The sequence below is a fragment of the Alcaligenes aquatilis genome (assembly GCF_003076515.1).
In the GTDB taxonomy this organism is placed as follows: Bacteria; Pseudomonadota; Gammaproteobacteria; order Burkholderiales; family Burkholderiaceae_B; genus Alcaligenes; species Alcaligenes aquatilis.
The window spans coordinates 1,332,323-1,349,923 of sequence record NZ_CP022390.1; the positions used below are offsets into that span (position 1 = coordinate 1,332,323).

Below are 17,601 nucleotides of genomic sequence, written 5' to 3' on the forward strand. Positions count from 1 at the left end.
CTTACCCCTGCGCCTGCGCGGGCTGTTCCGTCTCGGCTTGAGCGGGAGCGCCAGACTCAACCTGCTCAGCAGCAGAAGCAGCAGGCTCCTCCTGCTTGGCTGGTTCTGTGGATTGAGGAGAGTCGGACGGGACGGGGCCGGTGTCGCCCTGCTCCGTCGTGGTGTCGTCGGTGTTGTTCTGACTACGACCAGCCTGGGCTTGACGCAGGCTTTCAATGGCTGCCAAGGTGTTATTCACGGTAGGCAAACGCGCACCGATGCGAGTGTCTTGCAATTGACGGGTCAGGCGCAAGGCTTGTTGAACCTGATTCGACTGGGTATCAAAGCGTTTTTCCAGGGCCGTCGCCACCGCATTGAGCTCGGTCTGCCAGACAGCAGACTGGTTCATCATCATGGCCAACTGTGCGGCCATAATGCGCAGACGCAGATTTTCACGTAGACGGGCGGCCTGATCGGGCGACATCAACAAAGCAGCGGCATCGTCTACACGACGAATGGAGACAAACTGCCCCAGATCGTGGCTGACAGAGCGCCACGCACTACTTCCCCACTGCTGCACCGTATTCCAGCTGCGTTCCCACCAAGGGGCATCCGCAGGCAACTCGGCAGACGCAACCGCCTCGGACGACAAGTCCAGGGCTTCGGTGTTCGCACCGCCGGCAACATCATCGGGCACCAGCAAAGGAGCTTCCGATACGTAGCGCGACAAGGTGTCCAGTTGGCGGGACAAAGAGGCCACATCCACTGTGGCTGCCGCTCGAAGGCGTTCCAGATCGCCATTCAGGGTTTGTTGCAAGGAGGCCAGACCGACACGATTGGCACGCGCCAACTGCGCCTGGGCGGCTTCCAGAGAAACGATGGCGTTGGCTACATTGCCACCGAGCATCAGTTGTTGCTGCGCAATCGTGGCCAAGTGATCGATATCATTTAGCAGAACCAATTCCGAGCCGCTGTCTGTCATGGTCTGGAAGGCTTGACTCAGATCATGAAACTGTTCGGTGGAATCGTTAAAGGATTTCTCCAACTGGGCGAACTTGTCAGATTGACGCTGTGCCAATGCCAGCGCCTGCTGCGCGGTTTGGCGCGCCTGCTCCGTGGTGTTGATATTGGTTGCCAGTTGGGCCTGCAGCTCGGCCTTGTGCTTTTCCAGCAATGAATTCTGGTACCAAAGACCGGCAGCAGCCAGCACCACAACAACAGCCGTCAAGGCATAAGCCGGACCTGCACCACTTTTACGCTGTTCAGGCGTGGTGGTGCTTTCTTTAGGATCGGAGTACGGACGAGAAGCCGGTGTACTGGCTGGGCTGGAAATCGGAGTCTCCGGTTCGCTTGCGGATGCGTTCTCTGTTTTATCGTTCATGGCAAGATTGTAATCCGTGTAAGGCTAATCGCGCGAGAGCACCGCCATCAAGGCAGCGACAATGTCATCATCGTCTGGCGTACACCTTTTTACCATTGGTGGCGCTGTGATTCCAGCCTGCCGCAATAAGGACTGTAAATGTTCCTCAATACGCGGATGAATGACCACATAGGCGCATCGCGCCCAAACATCCATCAAACCCAGGCTTTGGACATTAGCAAATACCGCATCGGCACTTTGAGAGCTGCTAAGCAACACGGCCAGACGGCCTGCCTGCAAACTGGCACGAATTTGACGGCCCTGCTCCACGCTCCACTGAGCAGGACTACGCTGGTAAATGGCCAGACGCTGAACCTGAATACCGCGTTTCTCCAGTTGTTGCCCCAACCACTCACGGCCATTATGGCCACGCACAATCAGCACCCGCTCAAGTTGCGCGAGCCGAGGCTCCAGCACCGTCCACAGGGCCTCTGAATCCTGCAAGGAGTCAGCACTTTCAGGATGTAATACAGCTTCTGAACACACGCCCGGCTGGGTGCGTAGGCGGGTGGCGGTGGCCAAACCAACAGCGGCCAGCAATACGTTGTTAGGCCAGCTCCGGCCACGCGCCTGCAAGGCCGCAAAATAGAAATTAACGGCACTGCTGCTCACAAAGAGCACCAGATCAAAATCGTTGGGGTCTTGCCATTGTTCCTCAGACAGGTTTTGAGCCTGCAGGCTCAAGGCAGGCAAGACCAAGGAAGAAAAACCCTGCACAGCCAGGGCGGCCGACAGGGTTTCATTCCGTCCCGCAGGGCGGGTCAGCAAGACACAGGGCAGGTTCATGCCGCTTTACTCACCTTCTACGGGTAGTTCCGTAAGCAAGCGATCCAGAATGGCTTGGGCACCTTGCTGCTTCAGGTCGTCCGCCAGAGACAGACCCAGCTCTTCCGCATCTTTAGCTGCACCACTGATCTGGGCACGGTAAACCGTGGAACCATCAGGCTCGGCCACCAGGCCGCTTAGATTCAGTTCGTCACCATCTAGCGTGGCATAAGCGGCCAAAGGCACCTGACAGGAACCGCCCAAGGCGCGCGATACAGCCCGTTCGGCCAGCGCACACACATGGCTGGTGGAATGAGCCAAAGGCGCCAGCCAGTGGGCCACATCGGTACGGGTTTTCAGGATCTCGATGCCCAAAGCCCCCTGTCCGGCCGCCGGCAAGCTGTCTTCAATCGAAATGTAATCGCGGATACGTTCGGCTAACTCCAGACGGCGCAAACCAGCCGAAGCCAGAATGATGGCGTCGTAATCGCCACGATCCAGCTTGGACAAACGTGTCTGGACATTGCCACGCAACGGACGGATGTCCAGGTGCGGGTAGCGTTCACGAATCTGAGACTCACGGCGCAAGCTGGAAGTCCCTACGATGGCACCAGCAGGTAAAGCCGCAAGATTGGCATAAGTATTGGAAACAAAAGCATCGCGTGGGTCGTCCCGTTCCATGATGATGGGCAGATCAAAGGACTCGGGCAATACCACTGGCACATCTTTCAAAGAGTGCACCGCCAGATGGGCACGGCCATCCAGCAAGGCGGTTTCCAGCTCTTTGACAAACAATCCCTTGCCGCCCACTTTGGACAACGTACGGTCCAGAATCTGATCGCCACGGGTCGTCATTTCGAGCAAGGACACCTTGCATTGCGGGTACAGCTGCTGCAAACGGTCGCGTACATGCTTGGCTTGCCACAAGGCCAGTTGACTGGCACGAGTGGCAATCACCAATTCCTGAGGAGTAGAAGCCACAACAATCACGCAGCGAAATAGCGCACGATAGCGGCAGCAACAATACCGATAATGGCCAGGATACCTAAGCCTTGTAGCAGCGACAGACCGCTTTCCTGACCTTTGGCGTCAGAGGATTTAAAAATTGCCATAGAATTATGCTTCCTTGGTAGAACCTTTACGGTGCGCCAGCCACTTGCCCAGCGCCACCACTAATAAGGCACAAACAATCTCGGCTCCGAGTTTAACAGGCTGGGGCTGCACGCCAAATTGATTTTCCACAATCTTGTCTGTGACCAGCATGCCGCCTGCAATCCAGCCTAACAAAGCGCCACCCAGGGTCACCACGATAGGGAAACGGTCGATCAATTTCAGGACCAGAGTGCTGCCCCAGACAATAATGGGGACACTGAGCAATAAACCAAAGATCACATAGCCCAACTGGTGGTCCAGATGCGCGTTTTGCGCTGCACCGGCAATGGCAATCACGTTATCCAGGCTCATCACAAAGTCGGCGATGATAATGGTTTTAACGGCGGCCCAGATCGTGCCGCCCCCTTGGATATTGCCGTGCGCATCATCGTCGGGCATCAACAGCTTGATGCCGATCCACATGAGCAAAAGACCGCCCACCACTTTCAACAAGGGCAGGTCCAGCAAGGTCAGCGCAAAGAAGATCAGGATGACACGCAGAATAATCGCGCCTACAGTACCCCACAAAATGCCTTGCATGCGCTGCTGCTGAGGCAGGTTGCGGCAGGCAAGCGCAATCACAACCGCATTGTCACCACCGAGCAGAATATCAATCAGTACAATTTGAAACAGTGAACCCCAATGCAGGGTTTGGAGAAATTCAATCATTTCGTTCCCGTGTCGCTAAACGTGAGCCCTCTTCCCAGACGCTGGACAACTTTTCTTTTTTTGTAGCCAGGCCGTTCCAAGACAACAACGCCCCTTAACGCAGCAAGCTAATCCTAGCCTATGCAAGATGGGGGCTTTTTCTTACTTAATTCGTTTGAGCATGATCAGGCTGGCCAGATTCGGGAAGGAATGCGCCCGGTTGTGGTGTTTTTCTTGACGAAACCGGCTGGCCAATCTTGCCCGGCTGCCTAAAGCAGCCAGACAACGAGCCCGCCGAAGCGGGCCCTGGTACGACTATTTACAGCACTGCCTTGAGCAGCTTACCCATTTCGGATGGGTTACGAGTGGTACGAATACCGCAGGCTTCCATCACTTCCAGCTTGGCATCGGCCGTGTCGGCACCGCCGGAGATCAGGGCACCAGCGTGACCCATACGTTTTCCGGGAGGCGCTGTCACACCAGCGATGAAGCCAACAACGGGCTTGGTCATATTGTCTTTAGCCCACAAAGCCGCGTTGACTTCGTCTGGACCGCCGATCTCGCCAATCATGATAACGGCATCGGTATCAGGATCGTCGTTGAACATCTTCAGTACGTCGATGTGCTTCAGACCGTTGATTGGGTCGCCACCGATACCCACAGCCGAGGATTGACCCAGGCCCAGTTCGGTTACTTGTGCAACGGCTTCGTATGTCAGCGTGCCGGAGCGGCTGACCACACCGATGCGGCCCTTGCGGTGAATGTGGCCGGGCATGATACCGATCTTCAGCTCGTCAGGAGTGATCAGACCGGGGCAGTTCGGGCCCAGCAGCAAGGTTTTGCGGTTTTCAGCGCGCATGCGGTTGCGAACTTCCAGCATGTCGCGAACAGGGATGCCTTCGGTAATGCAGATAACCAGGTCCAGGTCCGCTTCGACAGCTTCCCAGATGGCAGCAGCAGCGCCTGCGGGTGGAACGTAAATAACCGACACGGTCGCGCCAGTTTCAGCCTTGGCGTCGGACACGGAGGCGTAGATAGGTACACCTTCGAAATCCTCACCAGCACGCTTGGGGTTCACGCCAGCCACAAAGGCTTCCATGCCGTTACCGTATTCACGGCACATGCGGGTGTGGAACTGGCCGGTCTTGCCGGTGATCCCTTGCGTGATGACTTTGGTGTCTTTATTGATCAGAATCGACATTTGCTAATCCTCAACCTTTTCTTACTTGGCGGCAGCGACAACAGCAGTCGCCGCTTCGGCCATGGTGTCAGCACTGATGATGGGCAGACCGGAATCGGCCAGCATTTTCTTGCCCAGCTCTTCGTTGGTACCCTTCATGCGTACCACCAGAGGCACGTTCAGGTTGACGGCCTTGCACGCAGCGATCACGCCTTCAGCGATCACGTCGCAGCGCATGATGCCGCCGAAAATGTTAACCAGAATGGCTTTGACGCCCTTGTTGGCCAACATGATCTTGAAGGCTTCGGTCACTTTTTCGGCCGTAGCGCCACCGCCCACGTCCAGGAAGTTGGCAGGCTCGCCGCCAAACAGCTTGATGGTGTCCATGGTTGCCATAGCCAGACCAGCGCCGTTCACCAGGCAGCCGATATTGCCGTCCAACTGGATGTAGGCCAGATCGTATTTGCTGGCTTCAACTTCAGCAGGATCTTCTTCAGCCAGGTCACGGAAAGCCACGATATCGGGGTGACGGAACAAGGCGTTGCCATCAAAGTTGAACTTGGCGTCCAAAGCGATGATGTCGCCCGAGCCGGTCAGGATCAGAGGGTTGATCTCGGCCAGTTCAGCGTCGGTTTCGGTGTAGCACTTGTACAGCTTCTGGAATTCAGCAACGGCTTTCTCGATGGAAGCATCAGGAACGCCGATACCGCGAGCCAGCTTGGTGGCTTGCTCGTCGGTCAGGCCAACAGCCGGGTCCACGAATTCTTTCAGAATGGCGTCGGGGTCACGCTCGGCCACTTCTTCAATTTCCATGCCGCCTTCGCTGGAAGCCATCACGGCCACGCGCTGGGTAGCACGGTCGGTAACGATACCGACGTAGTATTCCTTCTTGATGTCCGCGCCTTCCTCGATCAGCAGGCGACCCACTTTCTGGCCTTCAGGACCAGTTTGGTGAGTGATCAGCTGCATGCCCAGGATTTCCGAGGCCAGTTGACGCACTTCGTCAATCGAGCGAGCCAGCTTGACGCCACCGCCCTTGCCACGGCCACCGGCGTGAATCTGGGCTTTGACAACCCACACAGAGCCACCCAGCTCCTGCGCAGCTGCAACCGCTTCATCGACGGAGAAGGCAGGAATTCCGCGTGGCACGGCAACGCCAAACTGCTTAAGCAGTGCTTTGCCCTGATATTCGTGAATTTTCATGTGATACCTGTCAGTCTAAAAACACAATAAAAAAAGAAGGCAGGAACTCCAGGCCAGAGCCCGAGACCTGACTAAAACAAAAAACTAGTCCATCCCGTCGGTGACTTTGGGTCGATACCAGATGGGATAAAACTCCTCAACCACGGGACCGCTCAAACGCAAGGCATGACAGCCATCCAGGTGGAAAGGCTGCTTATCGGTGCGATAGATTTCTGATTCTCCACTGCTGCGACGTCGCCCGGCCATGGTCTGTACCGCAGTAGTTGGCAAAACCTGCGCCAACTCGCTCATGTGCGTACAGCCAGCCGAGCGCCCAAAGCGCTCTTTGACACCCTGACGAAACTGCTTGAGCAAATTCAGGCCTACCAATTTCCGGTAGGCGTGCGAAATGGACGAGCAGTTGTCCTGATAAGGGGCCGCATCGTAGACCGCCACCGCATCCACAATCTCGAAGCTGCTATCGATGGTGATACGCAGATGCATTAAATGCACGGGATCGCCTGCCTTGTGGGTTTGGCCATTGCGTATGGGAAAGTCGTAGGACTTCACATCCAGCAGCGAGGCCTCCAGATCCCAGAGGCCATCTTCCCGTGCAAACGACTGTACCGTGATGGTACGGGTATGCATTGGTTCACGGGCAATGGACGGCGGGGGCAAAGGCATTGATATGGACGAGGCGGCAAGATTGAAACCGATCAAGTATAACGCACCTCGTATGTTCCGTATCAGCCACTTACATAATCAGCAAGCACATCCAAAGCGGGCCAAACACAGGGTCTACGCGGCATCGATACTACGGTATACCAAATTTGCATGAAAAAAACGACCATCCGGCGGGAGGTCGCTTTTTCATGCTAGGAAAATCCGGCAACAAGGTGGGACGTGCGCTGGCCTGACATTCCATTCAGGCGGTTTATTTCATGCCTGCACTAAATCAGGCAGCAGCCCGCAATGCTTTGGCCGCATCCACCATGGCCTGCAAGGAAGCTGCCGTTTCAGCCCAGCCCCGCGTCTTCAAACCGCAATCCGGATTCACCCACAAACGGTCGGCAGGCAGGCGCTTGGCGGCCTCCCCCAGCAATCGGACCATCCAGTCCTTGTCAGGCACATTAGGCGAGTGAATGTCGTAAACACCCGGGCCGATGTGGTTGGGATACTCAAAGCTCTCGAAGGCATCCAACAAGAGCATGTTGGAGCGTGAGGTTTCGATCGTAATCACATCTGCGTCCATATCGGCAATGGACGGCATAATGTCGTTGAACTCCGAATAGCACATATGGGTATGGATCTGGGTTTCGTCGGACACGGCGCTGGTGGACAGGCGAAAGCAATCCACTGCCCAGTCCAGATACGCCTGCCAATCCCCATGACGTAGCGGCAAACCTTCACGAAAGGCCGGCTCATCGAGCTGGATGACGCGAATACCCGCCTGCTCCAGATCCAAGACCTCATCGCGCAGGGCTAACGCCAATTGACGGCAGGTATCGGCGCGCGGCTGATCGTCACGAACAAAGGACCACTGCAACATCGTCACCGGGCCGGTCAGCATGCCTTTGACGGGACGCTCGGTCAAAGACTGGGCATAAGAGGACCAAGCCACGCTCATCGGTGCCAGCCGCAACACATCACCAAAGATAATTGGCGGCTTGACGCAACGCGAACCGTAGCTTTGCACCCAACCATTTTGCGTAAAAGCAAAACCACCCAACAACTCCCCAAAATACTCCACCATATCGTTGCGCTCGGCCTCGCCATGCACCAAAACATCCAGCCCAACGCGTTCCTGAAAACGGATGACTTGCTCGATTTCAGCCTGCATGGCTTTTTCATAAGCCGCATCACTGAGCGCACCGCCACGCCAATCGCGTCGAGCCGTACGAATTTCAGTGGTCTGAGGGAAGGAACCAATAGTGGTGGTGGGATAGGCGGGCAAATTCAGCTTGTTGCGCTGAGCTTCAATACGTTGAGCAAATGGAGTTCGTTGACGCTTGAACTGGTTAATTTTGGCCATCTGGGCTTGTACCGCAGGATTGTGCGTACGCTTGGACTCACGGCGCGTTTTCAAAGCAGCTTGTTGAGCTTGAACCGCCTGCTGCCCCGCTTCATCCAAGGTACCATCCAGCAACCCTTGCAACAGCTTGAGTTCATCAAGTTTCTGCACCGCAAAGGATAGCCAGCTCTTTAGTTCAGCATCCAGGCCTGTTTCACTCTGTACGTCCACGGGCACATGCAAAAGCGAGCAGGAGGGTGCTATCCACAGTCGCTCACCCAAGGCCGCTTTCAAGGGTTCCAGAGTTTGAAGTGTTTTTTCCAGATCAGTACGCCAAATATCGCGCCCCGAGATGACGCCGGCAGACAGCACCTGGTCTTGCCCCAATACCGCTTGCACCGCCTGTAAAGCAGCCGGTGCGCACACAGCGTCCACATGCACGCCCGCAATGGGCAAGTCTTTCAAGACCGTGACATTTTCGTGCAGATCATCAAAATAGGTCGCCAGCAGCAGCTTCAAACCGGATTGGTTCAGGCTTTGATAGACACAACGGAAGGCGTCCTGCCACTCTTGAGGCAAATCCAGAACCAGAACAGGTTCATCAATCTGTACCCATTCCACACCCTGGGCTTTGAAACGAGCCAGCACTTGTTCATAAACGGGCAACAAAGCATCCAGCAAAGCGAGCTTGCCCACATCGGCCAAGCCCTCATACGCATCTCCCTTACCCAGCCACAACCACGTCAAGGGGCCCGGAATCACGGGCTTGACCTTGTACCCCAGAGCCTTGGCCTCCTCAATCTGCTCAAACAAGAACTCACGGGCTATCCGAAAACCTTGACCTGGTGCGAGCTCGGGGACGATGTAGTGGTAATTCGTATTGAACCATTTGGTCATTTCACAAGCGGCGACAGCCCTACCGCTGGGCGCACGGCCACGCGCCATGCGAAACAAAGTATCCAAAGACACGGGGGCATTTTCAGCCTGGCCGAACCGGGCGGGAACCGCTCCCAGCAAGGTGCTCCACTCCAAAATCTGGTCATACCAGGCAAAATCACCCACAGGCACGGTGTCCAGGCCTGCCTTGCTTTGCAAATCCCAATGCCGAGCACGCAAGGCCTTGCCTGTATCCAAGAGCTCTTGCTGGCTTACCTGGCTGGCCCAATAGGCTTCCAAAGCGCGCTTTAATTCGCGTTGTATCCCCATACGGGGAAAACCCAGATTATGAATAACAGTCATAGTAAACCCATAAATTAGAAATAAGCGGCCCGCATCAGGCGCTCGAAAACTATTGTGCCTGTATAATTACTTGAAAAAAAATCAAATAAACCATGCTAATTATGAGTTTCTCTCAACATGCTTGAAATTCGTCATCTCGAGACCCTAACCGCCATTCGTGACAGCGGCAGCTTGCAGGAAGCCGCCGAGCGTCTACATGTCACACAGTCCGCCCTCTCGCACCAACTGCGAGATCTGGAGGTGCGACTTCAAGTGCAATTACTGAACCGGCGTACCCGCCCTGCCCGCCTGACCACGGCTGCCTTACGCATCCTGGTTCTGGCCGATGACATCTTGCCGCGTGTACGTGCTACCGAACGTGATCTGCAACGGCTTGCCGCCGGACGTACGGGGCGCCTGCATGTGGCGATTGATTGCCATTCCTGCTTTCAATGGTTGATGCCCGCGCTGGACGCATTCAGGCAGCAATGGCCTGATGTCACGCTGGACTTGAGTGCGGCGTTTTCTTTTGCGCCCTTGCCCGCCTTGATGCGGGGGGATCTAGATGCAGTAATTACCTCAGACCCGCAAGACAATCCGGCCGTCCATTACGAGCCCCTGTTTCGCTACGAATTGGTGCTGGCCGTATCCAACCAACATCCTTTGTCACAGTACCGCTATGTAGAGCCTTTCCAACTGACGGATCAAGTCCTGATTACCTACCCGGTAGAACGCAATCGTCTGGATATTTTCACGCAGTTCCTGACACCAGCCGATGTGGAGCCTGCCGCTGTTCGACAGGCCGAACTGACGCCCATGATCGTGCAACTGGTCGCCAGCCAACGCGGCGTGACGGCTTTGCCGAACTGGGCTTTGACGGAGTTTCTGAACCCGGCTTCGATTCGTACCTGCCGTTTGGGCGAGCACGGTATCTGGCGTACGCTTTACGCCGCAGTGCGCGGCGAGGACTTACAGGCGGATTATGTACAGGCCTTTTTGGCGCAAGCACGCGAGACCTGCTTCAAAAGCCTACAAGGCATTGTGGCCGCGCAACCTTGAACTATTTAACGGTGGCATGGCAAAACACCTGAACCGCTATATAGATAGAGGGGACGTATTAGCGGGCGTACTCCACACTTGAGCACACGTACGTTTTTTATGGCCGCAGCATACAGCCTAGAGGTGCCGCAAAGCATTGCCGATGAAGGGGCGCACTCAAGCCGGATCGTCTTCCCAATCACCCAATATTTGCTGCAAGATACGACCCGAGAAGCCGCGGCTGGCCATGAAGCGATATTGTTTGGCGTAACTGCGAGGATCATCTGGTGGCGCACTGAATTTCTTGCCCCACACTTGCTTAGCCCGTTCCAGCTCGGTCGCCATCAATTCTTCTTTGATGATCTCGGTCTGCTCTACATCCACGCCATGCTGGCGCAGTTCTTGCAGAATGACCCGGGTGCCCACACGCGAGGCACGGCGGTTCACGACACTATGCGCAAAGCGCTCGTTGGACAGCCATTTCTGCTCGACCAAGGCGTCGAGCAAGGCTTCCACTTCTTCAGCACTTTCTGCATGAGGGGCCAGTCGGCGGCCCAATTCCAGGCGCGAGTATTCGCGTCGGGATAAAAAATTCAAGGCTCTGGCTTTAAGAGACAGCCCCGGCCGTTTGGACGAGGCTTTATTTTCCGTAGCCGGCGCAGTATCACCCGAACGATTTTCTACATTTCTGCCCGCCCGTGTGGGTCGGGCAGAAAGCGCAGCAATGCGCTCCCTTTGAGCTTGTTTACGTTCCCGGATTTCTTCCGGGTCTGTCTCAAAGGGTTCATCATCGAACTCTGGGGGGAAAATCAGACTTCTCCCTGGGCCGGATCAACCACAGGGGCCGTAACTGGGCGGCTGGTTGCGGCGCCCATCAAGACAACGCCTAATTTTTCACGCACTTTATTTTCGATTTCACGGGCCAGTTCGGGGCGCTCTTTCAGGAATTCACGCACATTGTCCTTACCTTGGCCAATCCGGTTGCCGTCGTAGCTGTACCAAGCGCCCGCCTTATCGACCACGCCCGTTTGCACACCCAGATCGATAATCTCGCCTTCACGAGAAATACCGCTGCCGTACATGATGTCAAATTCGGTTTGCTTGAAAGGCGGTGCAACTTTGTTCTTGACCACTTTGACTCGGGTTTCGTTACCCACCATTTCGTCGCCACGTTTAATGGAACCGATACGGCGAATGTCCAGACGCACGGAAGAATAAAACTTCAGTGCGTTACCACCCGTGGTGGTTTCAGGGTTGCCGAACATGACACCAATCTTCATACGAATCTGGTTAATGAAGATCACCATACAATTGGCGCGCTTGATGGTTGCCGTCAATTTACGCAAGGCCTGGCTCATCAGGCGGGCTTGCAGACCGGGCAGGGAATCGCCCATATCGCCTTCGATTTCAGCCTTGGGAGTCAGGGCCGCCACTGAGTCAATAACAATCAGGTCAACCGAACCCGAACGCACCAGGGCTTCAGTAATCTCCAGGGCCTGTTCGCCGGTATCGGGCTGAGAGATCAGCAGATCGCCCAGGTTCACGCCCAGCTTTTGCGCGTACTGCACATCCAGCGCGTGCTCGGCATCAATAAAGGCACACGTGCCTTTAAGTTTTTGCATTTCTGCAATGACTTGCAGAGTCAACGTGGTTTTACCCGAGGATTCCGGGCCGTAAATCTCAATAACTCGACCGCGTGGCAAGCCACCGACGCCCAAAGCAATGTCCAGACCCAGCGAACCCGTAGAGACCACCTGGATGTCATGCTCGACGTTGTCGTCGCCATAACGCATGATCGAGCCCTTGCCGAACTGCTTTTCGATTTGCGACAGAGCGGCGGCCAGCGCTTTGGAACGTTCCGAGGCCACTGCTTTACTGTTTTTATCGTCCATGAAAAATCCTTGACTGTGGAATGGCGCCCCAACGGACGGGCACGGCAATTAAAAATCAAACCTAATTATTGCATCAAATTATACTGTATATATACACAGATATTCAAATATATTCACCAAGCGCCATCGTTATCCCCTACTGACCGGCCTGTCGAGCTTATGCAACAATGCCGAACAGCCATTCAATCATTTGTTTGTGTAGGGTCATGCGCATACTCATAGCCGAAGACGACAGTATTCTCGCGGATGGACTTTCTCGTTCCTTACGCTACGAAGGCTATGCGGTCGATGTCGTGCACGATGGCGATAGCGCAGACTCCGCCTTGCAGTTGCAAAGCTTCGACCTTCTGATCCTGGATCTGGATCTGCCCAAAAAAAACGGCCTGTCGGTGCTGCAGTCAATCCGCCAGCGCCAGGACACCTTGCCCGTTCTGATTCTGACCGCCAGCGACACCGTAGAACAGCGCGTACGCGGCCTGGACCTGGGCGCGGACGACTATATGTCCAAACCCTTTGCCCTGACCGAGCTCGAAGCCCGTGTACGTGCCTTGACGCGTCGCAGCACGGGCACCAGCAGCGCTTTGCTGCATCACAAGCGGCTGAGCTTCGATCTGAAAGGGCGCATGGCTTATATAGATAATCAGCCTTTGGAGCTGTCGGCACGCGAAACCAGTTTGCTGGAGATTTTCCTGTCGCGCAGCGGTCGCATGATCAGCAAGAACCAGTTTGTGGACCTGCTCTGCGAGTGGGGCGAGGAAGTCACCCCGAATGCCATCGAGGTCTACATCCACCGCCTGCGCAAAAAGTTGGAGCCTAGTGGTGTACGCATCCTGACTGTGCGGGGTTTGGGATACTGTCTGGAACCAGAAAAACTGCGAGAAGACGCTCCAGCCTAAGGGATCGTCCATGCAGCACGCCAGCCCGCCCCCAAAAAATACCGACGCACGCGCAAAAGACAAGCGCGTGGCTCCGCGCCCGCTCATCCACAAGATCATGATCTGGATTTTCGGGCCTTTGTTCTTGCTGTGGACAGTGGGCATTGTCATTACTTATTTCATCGCCCAGCACATTGCCAACTCACCCTATGACCGCACCTTGCGCGATCACCTGGACTTGCTGCGAGTAGAAATCAGCCGTCAGGACCTGAGCCAAGCCATTCATTTGTCACATGGCGCGCAGACGATTTTGCGGCAGGAAAGCCCGACACCCACGTTATGGCAAATCCGCGATGCCAATGGCCAGCCGCTCGCTGGGAATGCCAGTTTGCCGGTTCCCGATAGCTGGAGCTACGACACCGACTTGCTGCGCTACCGAGACGTCACTCTGAACGATCAAAGTCTGCGACTGGCCTATGTCTGGGGCGGCAAGGACAAGAACAACACGCCCTTTCTGGCGGTTGCCGCCGAAACCAATGAACATAGAGCGGTTCTACACAGAGAAATTCTGATCGGGATGCTGACACCGCAATTTATTCTGGTGCCGCTGGCAGCCATGCTGGCGGGCCTGGGACTCACTCATGGCCTGGAGCCGCTGAACCTGCTGCAAGCGCGCTTGCGCGCCCGTGCGCCGGGCGATTTGTCACCCGTGGATCAGGAACAAGCGCCTGCCGAAATCGTGCCACTGATTGATGCCATGAATGGGCTACTGGCCCAGCAAGCACAGTTTTCAGCAACTCAACGCCAGTTTGTCGCCAATGCTGCTCATCAACTGAAAACTCCGCTTGCCGGGATACGCACCCAGGCCGAACTGGCCTTGCGCGAACGTGACCCAAAGCAGACCGAAGCCAGCCTGCAACAACTGGTACGCGGCACCGACCGCGCCACGCGTCTGGTTACCCAAATGCTGGCCTTGGCGCGCGCCGAGAGCAGCGACACCCTGTACGCCTCCACCCAGCAAACCCTGGACCTGAATACGCTAACCGAATTGCACGTAGGCCAACGTGTACCCGATGCCCTAGAGCTTGGACTGGACCTGGGCCTGGAAAACCATACCAAAGCCATCCTTTTGCAAGCCGATCCGGTCCTGCTCGATGAACTGATCAACAATCTGCTGGACAACGCCCTGATCTACACCCCGAAGGGCGGGTGGGTCACCATGCGTACCGGCCAGGCCCCAGGCAAAGCGTGGCTGGAAATTGAGGACAACGGACCCGGCATTCCCACTGAACATCAAGCACGGATTTTTGATCGTTTTTATCGCATCATGGGCAACCAGGCGGACGGTAGTGGTCTGGGGCTGGCCATTGTGCGGGAAATCGCCGAGATTCACGGCGCCTCTATCGACTTTATGCCACTGACTGGGGGCCAGGAAAGTGGCCTGCGCTTGCGAGTCAGTTTCCCACTGTCTTTGCCTTGGAGAGCCTGAACCCATGCCCCAGACAATCATCAGTGCTGCCCTTCCGAAAACCAAGAACAAACTGGATAGCCAAGGCCGCAAAGTTATTTTTGCCTCCGCCCTGGGCACCATGTTCGAGTGGTACGACTTTTACCTCTACGGCTCCATGGCCGCCATTCTGGCGCAACACTTCTTTTCCGCCGTGAACCCGACGGCCGGCTTCATCTTCGCCTTACTGGCCTTTGCCGCCGGTTTTGCAGTGCGCCCTTTTGGCGCCCTGCTCTTTGGTCGAATCGGCGACCGTGTGGGCCGTAAGTACACCTTTCTGATCACCATCTTGCTCATGGGTCTGTCCACCTTTCTGGTGGGTGTGCTGCCCAGCTATGAGGCCATCGGAATTGCCGCCCCCATCATGCTGATCGTTCTGCGCCTGTTGCAGGGACTGGCCATGGGCGGCGAATATGGCGGTGCCGCCACCTATGTGGCTGAATACGCACCCCAGCACCGACGCGGCTTTTACACTAGCTGGATTCAGACCACCGCGTCAGTCGGTTTGCTGCTGTCCCTGCTGGTCATCATGGGCATACGCAGCCTGGTCGGCGAAGACGCCTTTGTCGTGTGGGGCTGGCGCATTCCATTTCTGATTTCCGTTCTGTTGCTGGCCATCTCCGTGTGGATACGGATGAATCTAAAAGAGTCCCCGGCCTTTCAGCACATCAAGGAAGAAGGCACGCTCTCGACCTCGCCTATTACCGAGTCTTTTGGCCGTTGGGCGAATCTGCGTATTGCCTTGCTGGCCTTGTTTGGGCTGACCGCAGGCCAAGGCGTGGTGTGGTACACGGGGCAGTTTTACGCCTTGTTTTTCATCACCCACATGCTGGGTTTGCACCCCACCCTGGCGCAAACCTTGATGGTGATTTCTCTGTTACTGGCCACTCCGCTGTTTATCTTTTTTGGCTGGCTCTCAGATCAAATCGGGCGCAAACCCATCATCCTGACGGGCTGCTTGCTCGCTGCCCTGACCTATTACCCGGCCTTCCAGGGCCTGGCCTATTTTGCCAATCCCGCTTTGGTCCAGGCGCAACGCAACGCCCCCGTGACTGTCATCACCGACCCGGCCAGTTGTTCTTTCCAATTCAATCCGGTGGGCAGCCATACCTTCACCAGCTCTTGCGATATCGTGAAGTCCTATATGGCCAGCCACGCTGTCAGCTACAACAACGTCACAGGCTCACCCGGCCAGGTGGCCCAGGTGCGTATTGGCGACCATGTTATTGACGGCTTTGAAGGCGGGGATCTGAGCCGAGCCGATTTTGCTCGCCACTCGCAAGAACTAAAAAATGAACTGACCCAGACCATGCGCCAGTATGGCTACCCGAACGGTGCTGATCCGGCCCAGACCAATAAAGTCATGCTGGTGCTCCTGCTGACGTACCTGGTGGGTTTGGTCACGGCGGTCTATGGCCCTATCGCGGCCATGCTGGTGGAAATGTTCCCGATTCGCATCCGCTACACGTCCATGAGCCTGCCCTATCACATCGGCAACGGCTGGTTCGGGGGATTTTTACCCACCCTGTCCTTTGCCATCATTGCCGTCACCGGCAATATATATGATGGTTTGTGGTATCCGATCTTGATCTGTCTGGTCACCGTTGCAATTGGCGCTCCCTTTGTGCGGGAAACCCGCCACAACGACATCAATCGTTAGCAACGCCTTGCATCCGAACGCTTTTCGCCTGCCATTGCGCGCCCCCTCTCAGGCAAATGCAAGGGTCCGTAAATGGCCGGGCGACACAAGAAGATCTGCGCGTACAATCGAACATTGCCTCGGGCATGGTGCCCGCTTCCTTTATCTGTTTAATTATCTTCGTATCCATGTGGTTTAAGAATCTACGCATCTATCGTCTCTCCCCCGACTGGGTATGTTCCGCCCAAGAGCTGGAAGAAGCTCTGTCCAAACACAGCTTCACCCCTGGCTCCAGCCAGGAGCCGTTGAGCCTGGGCTGGGTCAGCCCCCGCGAGAACAATGCCCTGGTACATGAAGTCAACGGCCAGTACCTGATCGCTTTGCGTGCCGAAAAGAAGCTGCTGCCCACCACCGTGATCAATCAAGTCGCTCGTGAAAAGGCTCGTGATATCGAAGAGCAACAAGGCTACAAACCCGGCCGAAAGCAAATGAAGGAAATCAAGGAACAAGTCATTGTGGACTTGATGCCTCGCGCCTTCGCCGTCTCACGCGACACCCGTGTGTGGATCGACACCCGCAACCACTGGCTGGCTATCGATGCCGCTGCCACCGCCAAGAGCGACGAAGTGCTGGGCCTGCTGGCCAAGAGCATAGAGCCCTTCCCCGTGCAGCCCCTGTACACCGAGCAATCGCCCGCTGCAGCCATGACCTCCTGGCTGGTGGATGAAGAGCAACTGGCCAACTTCACCGTGGACCAGGACACCGAGTTGCGCTCTACTGGCGACAGCGGTGCTGCCGTGCGCTACGTCAAGCAAAGCGCGGATATAGCCGAAGTCCGCAAGCACGTGGAGGCTGGCAAGCAGTGCACCCGTTTGGCCATGACCTGGGCGGATCGCATCAGCTTTGTGCTGACCGACGCGCTGGACGTCAAACGCGTGGCCCCGCTGGATATCCTGACTGAAAAACAAGACGTGACGGCCGTCAACGATGACGAAATTTTTGATGCCGACATGACCTTGATGACCTCCGAGCTGGCCAAGATGATCAGCGATCTGGTCGAAGTGCTGGGCGGCGAACGCAAGTAAAGCCCGTCCA

At 56.0% G+C, this 17,601-nt stretch carries 16 protein-coding genes; 5 read left to right on the plus strand and 11 right to left on the minus strand.

Going from position 1 to position 17,601, the window contains the following annotated elements:
- Position 1: 1 nt before the first annotated feature.
- The 9 genes from CA948_RS06195 to metE all read right to left on the minus strand — a co-directional run bounded on the left by CA948_RS06195 (position 2) and on the right by metE (position 9,576).
- Complete coding sequence (locus CA948_RS06195; protein ID WP_108727590.1) at positions 2-1,360, minus strand: uroporphyrinogen-III C-methyltransferase; 1,359 nt, start codon at positions 1,358-1,360, stop codon at positions 2-4.
- Positions 1,361-1,384: 24 nt separating this feature from the next.
- On the minus strand, positions 1,385-2,185 hold the full coding sequence (locus CA948_RS06200) for a uroporphyrinogen-III synthase (protein WP_094196956.1): 801 nt from the start codon (positions 2,183-2,185) through the stop codon (positions 1,385-1,387).
- Positions 2,186-2,191: 6 nt separating this feature from the next.
- A complete protein-coding gene (gene hemC / locus CA948_RS06205; protein WP_108727591.1) occupies positions 2,192-3,154 on the minus strand; it encodes a hydroxymethylbilane synthase in 963 nt (320 codons plus the stop codon).
- On the minus strand, positions 3,151-3,276 hold the full coding sequence (locus tag CA948_RS17840; protein WP_003799533.1) for a hypothetical protein: 126 nt from the start codon (positions 3,274-3,276) through the stop codon (positions 3,151-3,153). The genes hemC and CA948_RS17840 overlap by 4 nt, the downstream gene beginning before the upstream one ends.
- 4 nt (positions 3,277-3,280) lie before the next feature.
- Complete coding sequence (locus CA948_RS06210) at positions 3,281-3,985, minus strand: TerC family protein (protein WP_108727592.1); 705 nt, start codon at positions 3,983-3,985, stop codon at positions 3,281-3,283.
- 298 nt (positions 3,986-4,283) lie between these two features.
- Entirely contained in the window at positions 4,284-5,165 is an 882-nt protein-coding gene (gene sucD, locus CA948_RS06215) for a succinate--CoA ligase subunit alpha (protein ID WP_094196959.1), read from the minus strand.
- Positions 5,166-5,186: 21 nt separating this feature from the next.
- Positions 5,187-6,347, minus strand: a complete 1,161-nt coding sequence (gene sucC / locus CA948_RS06220; RefSeq protein WP_094196960.1) for an ADP-forming succinate--CoA ligase subunit beta — start codon at positions 6,345-6,347, stop codon at positions 5,187-5,189.
- Between the two features lie 84 nt (positions 6,348-6,431).
- Positions 6,432-7,010, minus strand: coding sequence for a DUF2889 domain-containing protein (locus CA948_RS06225; protein ID WP_230017903.1), 579 nt, complete (start codon positions 7,008-7,010; stop codon positions 6,432-6,434).
- A gap of 271 nt (positions 7,011-7,281) precedes the next feature.
- The gene (gene metE / locus CA948_RS06230; protein ID WP_108727593.1) at positions 7,282-9,576 is read right to left on the minus strand and encodes a 5-methyltetrahydropteroyltriglutamate--homocysteine S-methyltransferase; all 2,295 of its coding nucleotides are present in this window, start codon (positions 9,574-9,576) and stop codon (positions 7,282-7,284) included.
- A gap of 117 nt (positions 9,577-9,693) precedes the next feature.
- On the opposite strand from metE, the gene CA948_RS06235 reads away from it, so the two are divergent.
- The gene (locus CA948_RS06235) at positions 9,694-10,614 is read left to right on the plus strand and encodes a LysR family transcriptional regulator (protein WP_108727594.1); all 921 of its coding nucleotides are present in this window, start codon (positions 9,694-9,696) and stop codon (positions 10,612-10,614) included.
- Positions 10,615-10,770: 156 nt separating this feature from the next.
- On the opposite strand, the gene recX is transcribed toward CA948_RS06235, so the two are convergent.
- Both recX and recA read right to left on the minus strand, forming a co-directional pair.
- Positions 10,771-11,190 (minus strand): recombination regulator RecX, encoded by a 420-nt coding sequence (gene recX, locus CA948_RS06240; protein ID WP_063690512.1) that lies wholly within the window; start codon positions 11,188-11,190, stop codon positions 10,771-10,773.
- Between the two features lie 212 nt (positions 11,191-11,402).
- Positions 11,403-12,485 carry a recombinase RecA gene (recA, locus tag CA948_RS06245; RefSeq protein WP_230017900.1) on the minus strand — a complete coding sequence of 361 codons (1,083 nt, stop codon included), beginning with the start codon at positions 12,483-12,485 and terminating at the stop codon, positions 11,403-11,405.
- Positions 12,486-12,691: 206 nt separating this feature from the next.
- Here recA and CA948_RS06250 point away from each other — a divergent pair, with 206 nt between their 5' ends.
- The 4 genes from CA948_RS06250 (at position 12,692) to CA948_RS06265 (ending at position 17,591) form a co-directional block, all read left to right on the plus strand.
- Positions 12,692-13,381: a response regulator transcription factor gene (locus CA948_RS06250; protein ID WP_094196964.1), complete on the plus strand. Its 690-nt coding sequence runs from the start codon at positions 12,692-12,694 to the stop codon at positions 13,379-13,381.
- 10 nt (positions 13,382-13,391) lie between these two features.
- A complete protein-coding gene (locus tag CA948_RS06255) occupies positions 13,392-14,849 on the plus strand; it encodes a sensor histidine kinase (RefSeq protein WP_230017898.1) in 1,458 nt (485 codons plus the stop codon).
- A gap of 4 nt (positions 14,850-14,853) precedes the next feature.
- A complete protein-coding gene (locus CA948_RS06260; protein WP_108727595.1) occupies positions 14,854-16,527 on the plus strand; it encodes an MFS transporter in 1,674 nt (557 codons plus the stop codon).
- 167 nt (positions 16,528-16,694) lie between these two features.
- On the plus strand, positions 16,695-17,591 hold the full coding sequence (locus CA948_RS06265) for a recombination-associated protein RdgC (protein ID WP_108728719.1): 897 nt from the start codon (positions 16,695-16,697) through the stop codon (positions 17,589-17,591).
- Positions 17,592-17,601 lie beyond the last annotated feature (10 nt).

Bases quoted from the DNA above. Each gene is read 5' to 3' on its own strand.
- CA948_RS17840 (WP_003799533.1), bottom strand. From the start codon at position 3,276: ATGGCAATTTTTAAATCCTCTGACGCCAAAGGTCAGGAAAGCGGTCTG.
- CA948_RS06260 (WP_108727595.1), top strand. From the start codon at position 14,854: ATGCCCCAGACAATCATCAGTGCTGCCCTTCCGAAAACCAAGAACAAA.
- recA (WP_230017900.1), bottom strand. From the start codon at position 12,485: ATGGACGATAAAAACAGTAAAGCAGTGGCCTCGGAACGTTCCAAAGCG.
- sucD (WP_094196959.1), bottom strand. From the start codon at position 5,165: ATGTCGATTCTGATCAATAAAGACACCAAAGTCATCACGCAAGGGATC.
- sucC (WP_094196960.1), bottom strand. From the start codon at position 6,347: ATGAAAATTCACGAATATCAGGGCAAAGCACTGCTTAAGCAGTTTGGC.
- CA948_RS06210 (WP_108727592.1), bottom strand. From the start codon at position 3,985: ATGATTGAATTTCTCCAAACCCTGCATTGGGGTTCACTGTTTCAAATT.
- CA948_RS06250 (WP_094196964.1), top strand. From the start codon at position 12,692: ATGCGCATACTCATAGCCGAAGACGACAGTATTCTCGCGGATGGACTT.
- CA948_RS06225 (WP_230017903.1), bottom strand. From the start codon at position 7,010: ATGCCTTTGCCCCCGCCGTCCATTGCCCGTGAACCAATGCATACCCGT.
- CA948_RS06255 (WP_230017898.1), top strand. From the start codon at position 13,392: ATGCAGCACGCCAGCCCGCCCCCAAAAAATACCGACGCACGCGCAAAA.
- CA948_RS06195 (WP_108727590.1), bottom strand. From the start codon at position 1,360: ATGAACGATAAAACAGAGAACGCATCCGCAAGCGAACCGGAGACTCCG.
- CA948_RS06235 (WP_108727594.1), top strand. From the start codon at position 9,694: ATGCTTGAAATTCGTCATCTCGAGACCCTAACCGCCATTCGTGACAGC.
- CA948_RS06200 (WP_094196956.1), bottom strand. From the start codon at position 2,185: ATGAACCTGCCCTGTGTCTTGCTGACCCGCCCTGCGGGACGGAATGAA.
- CA948_RS06265 (WP_108728719.1), top strand. From the start codon at position 16,695: ATGTGGTTTAAGAATCTACGCATCTATCGTCTCTCCCCCGACTGGGTA.
- metE (WP_108727593.1), bottom strand. From the start codon at position 9,576: ATGACTGTTATTCATAATCTGGGTTTTCCCCGTATGGGGATACAACGC.